3 protein-coding genes and 1 pseudogene are annotated in these 3794 nt (G+C 72.3%); 1 reads left to right on the forward strand and 3 read right to left on the reverse strand.

Annotated elements, in window-relative coordinates; all coding sequences use genetic code 11:
- From HW445_RS21840 to HW445_RS21850, 3 genes are all read right to left on the reverse strand, one after another.
- Window positions 1–589 (reverse strand): bifunctional 2-polyprenyl-6-hydroxyphenol methylase/3-demethylubiquinol 3-O-methyltransferase UbiG (locus tag HW445_RS21840; protein ID WP_180222676.1); only part of this gene is annotated, 589 nt, incomplete at its 3' end.
- Window positions 590–599: 10 nt separating this feature from the next.
- The gene (locus HW445_RS21845; RefSeq protein WP_180222677.1) at window positions 600–938 is read right to left on the reverse strand and encodes an SCO4225 family membrane protein; all 339 of its coding nucleotides are present in this window, start codon (window positions 936–938) and stop codon (window positions 600–602) included.
- A 228-nt stretch (window positions 939–1166) separates the two neighbouring features.
- Window positions 1167–2900 (reverse strand): chitinase, encoded by a 1734-nt coding sequence (locus tag HW445_RS21850; RefSeq protein ID WP_180222678.1) that lies wholly within the window; start codon window positions 2898–2900, stop codon window positions 1167–1169.
- A 320-nt stretch (window positions 2901–3220) separates the two neighbouring features.
- On the opposite strand from HW445_RS21850, the pseudogene HW445_RS21855 reads away from it, so the two are divergent.
- Window positions 3221–3794 (forward strand): annotated as a pseudogene (locus HW445_RS21855) (hypothetical protein); the annotation flags it as partial.

The raw sequence follows: 3794 nt of genomic DNA on the forward strand, positions 1-3794 counted from the left end.
CCTCGCGGCCCTCGTGGGTCACCGTCCGCGGCCGGGCGGCCCGGGTACGGACCTGCCATCCGCCGACCGGGACGAGGTCCTCGGCCAGTTCGTCGGCCGTGTAGAAGAGGTCCGGCTCCGGCGGCCGCGGGACGGCGCCCTCGTCGAGGTCGCGGGGGTGGTGCGCGACCACCACCAGGCTGCCGCCGGGGGCGACGGCCTCGGCGAGGCCGGCGAAGACCTGGCGCCGGACGGCGGAGGGCAGGTGCAGGAAGGCCGTGAACACCAGGCCGTACGCGCCCGTCTCCGGCACCTGGTCCAGCACGTCGGTCCACCGCCAGGTGAGCCGCCCGGCCAGCTCCGGCGGAGTGTGCACGGCGGCCCGCTCCAGGGCCACCCGCGAGACGTCCGTGCCGGTGACCGTCCACCCCTGCCGCGCCAGCCAGATCGAGTCCGCGCCCTCCCCGCAGCCGGCCTCCAGCGCGCGTCCGGGCGTCAGGCCGGAGACCTCCTCGACCAGTGCGGGGTTGGGGTTCCCGCTCCACAGGCGCTCGGCCGAGGAGTAGCGGTCGTCCCAGAAGGCGGCGGTGAAGCGGGGGTCGTCGGTCATGCTGCGCAGGTTAGCCGACGACCTGTCCCGGTCCGGAGGACGACAGGCGGCGGACGAGCCGCACCAGGGCGCCGATGGCCAGTGACTGGAGCAGCGCGGCGAGCGCGATCGTCAGGTAGGGGGCCCACGCGGCGTCGGTCCACGGGAACAGCGGGGCGACGAGGAAGAAGGCCGGTGAGGTCAGCAGCATCGGATACACCAGGCCGAAGCCGTAGTCGCCGTTGCCGAATCCGTGGACCGCCACCTCCAGCGCGAGCACGGATCCGGCGACCACGCCGAGGTAGATGCGCGACGCGAGGTTGCCGAAGGTCATCCGGCCCAGCGTCCGCAGTATGTGTCCGACGGTCATGACTGCTCCTCGGTTCTCCCTGTCCCCGTCCCCGGCCGGGTGCGAGTTCCCCCTCAGCATCGGGTCCGGCCGTGCCCGCCGCCTGAGTAGCGGTACTCAACTGCCTTCCGGGTACGTGCGCGGGTGAGGGTGGGTGAACGCGCCCGCCCCCGCAGGCGTCAGGCTCTGCGGGGGCGGGGCCCGCCTCCGTGGCGGGGGAGGTGGGGAGGCGGGGCGGAGGGGTGGGCGTCAGCCCAGGGCGTGGACGTGCGGGCCGACGGCGTTGGACCAGGCGTTGCCGGCGGTGGCGTCCCAGTTGGTCGACCAGGTCATCGCGCCCCGCAGGTCCGGGTAGGCCTTGGAGGGCTTGAAGGAACCGCAGTTGGTGAGCTTGGTCAGGCAGTCCAGGGCGTTGTTGACGATGGTCGGCGAGACGTAGCCGCTGCCCGCTCCGCGGGTGGAGGCGGGGACGCCGATGCCGACCTGGGAGGGCGCGAGCCCGCCCTGGAGCTGGATGCAGGCGAGGGCGGTGAGGAAGTCGACCGAGCCCTGCGAGTAGACCTTGCCGTCGCAGCCCAGCATCGAACCGCTGTTGTAGTACTGCATGTTGACGACGGTCAGGATGTCCTTGATGTTCAGCGCCGTCTGGAAGTACGAGCCCGACGTCGACTGCATGTCGATGGTCTGCGGGGCCATGGTGATGATCAGGTCCGGCCCGGCCTTCGCCGACAGGGAGCGCAGCGCCTGCGTCATGTAGGTGGCGTTGAGGCCGTTCTCGAGGTCGATGTCGACGCCGTCGAAGCCGTACTCCTGCATCAGCGCGTACACCGAGTTGGCGAAGTTGGTCGCGGAGGCCGAGTCGGCCACCCGGACCGCGCCGAGCTCGCCGCCGACGGAGATGATGACCTTCTTGCCGGCCGCCTGCTTGGCGCGGACGTCGGCCTTGAACTGCGCCTCGGTGTAGCCGTTCAGGCCGGCCGAGTCGAGGGTGAAGTCGACGGTGCCCGGTGTGGCCGTGGCGTCGGCGAAGGCGACGGCGATGATGTCGTACTGGTTCTGCACCTGGGCCAGGGTCTGCACGGCCGCGCCGTTGTTGAAGTTCTGCCAGTAGCCGGTGACCGCGTGCTTGGGCAGCCCGGTGCCGCCCCCGCCGTCCGTGGGCCCGGTGGTCGCGGCCACCGTGGCGGACTTCGCCGACTCGCCGGCCGCGTTGGAGGCGGTGACCTGGAACGAGTAGGCGGTGGAGGCCGAGAGACCCGTGACCGTGGCCGAGGTGCCGGTGGTGGTCGCCACCGGGGTGCCGCCCCGGTAGACGGTGTAGCCGGTGGCGCCCTGGACGGTGTTCCAGGTCAGGGAGACGGAGGACGAGGTCGTCCCGGACACCGTCAGCCCGGCCGGGGCCGCGGGCAGGGCCGGCTCCTCGGGCCCGCCGCCGTCACCGCCGCCGCCGTCGGGGCCGAAGACCGAGAGGTCGTCGACGTAGTAGGCCGCCTGGCCGTACCAGCCGTGGGTGTAGACGGTCACCGACGTGGTGTTGGCGCCGGTGGTGAAGGTGGTGCGCAGCTCCTTCCAGGAGCCGGAGTCGGGGGTCCAGGTGGAGGTGTCCGTGGTGCCGGTGCCCGTCACGCCCAGGTAGGCGTACCCACCCTGGACCCAGCTGCTCAGCGTGTAGGTCGAGTTGGGCCGCACGGCGACGACCTGGCTGCACCGGGCGTTGTCCTGGCCGGCCGGGGTGGCCTTCAGGGCGCGGGAGCCCCCGTGCACCGGGGAGGTGACGGCCGCGCCGCTGGCCGCCGAACAGGTCCAGTTCGTGAGGCCGGACTCGAAGCCGCCGTTGCGCACGTTGTTCACGTCGGCGGCGGAGGCGGGGACGACGCCCAGCGCGGTCGCGCCGAGCGCGAGCGCGGCGGTCAGGGCGGTGGCGAGTACCCGGGGTCTCGCCGGGGGAGGAGAGAGGGTGGGGAGGGTACGCGTGAACTGCATGGGGGCTCCCTGCGGGTGAGGGGGTGGCGGGGCGCGGCGAGAGGTGCGACCGGGGGTGGCCGGACCGCTCGCAACGGCGAGTTCAAGCCGGTCTAGACCAACTTGGTCCAGACCAATGCCGGTGTCAAGAGTGCGGCGGCCACAGCAACTGATGTGTGCCGAAAGCGAGTTGGCGCATATGCGGAAACGGCGTGATCATCGGACAGGTCGCGGTTGAGACGATCTCGACCAATCGGGTGTCGGATGCCGTGACCCGGGGATATCGTGCTGGTGAAAGCGCTGCGCACGTGAAGACCGGGGCCGACGGGGAGGGTGGAGCGGTGCCGACTGCCATCAGCGTGTCCGGTTCCGGCCTGGTGCTTCCCTCCGCCGACCGGCACACCCCGCCCGCCGCCCTCCAGCCACGGGCCACCGTCGAGGACACCGTCTACGAGCTCAACGCGCTCGTGGAACAGCACGGTTACGTCGTCGCCGTGCACCCGGCCGTCACCGACCCGGCCGTCGTGCGGCGGCTGCACACGGCGCGCTCCCTGCTGGAGACGGACCGGATCGCCATCCTGGCCGCCGACCTCCCGCCGCTCGGAGTCGCCCTCCTCGTCCAGCAGTTACGGCAGCTGAGCGTCTGCGACTTCGGGCCCGGGGTGCTCGCCTCGGCGGCACGGCTGCTCGCGCACTACATCTACGCGGGCGCCCTCCTCAACTCCGTGGCCAAGCTGGACCACGTCCCCGTCACGCTCACCGCACACGCCAAGTCCTGGATGCCCGGGGCCCAGTTCGCGGTGCTCGCCACGCCGCGGCCGGCGCTGGTCCGGCTCGGTGGCGAAGGCCGCCTGCCCGGGCCGGAGTTCGGCACCCGCATGGTGGCGGCCACCGGTCCCGGCTTCGGCGGGACCA

This window comes from Streptomyces sp. UH6 (assembly GCF_013421635.1).
GTDB lineage: Bacteria > Actinomycetota > Actinomycetes > Streptomycetales > Streptomycetaceae > Streptomyces > Streptomyces abyssomicinicus.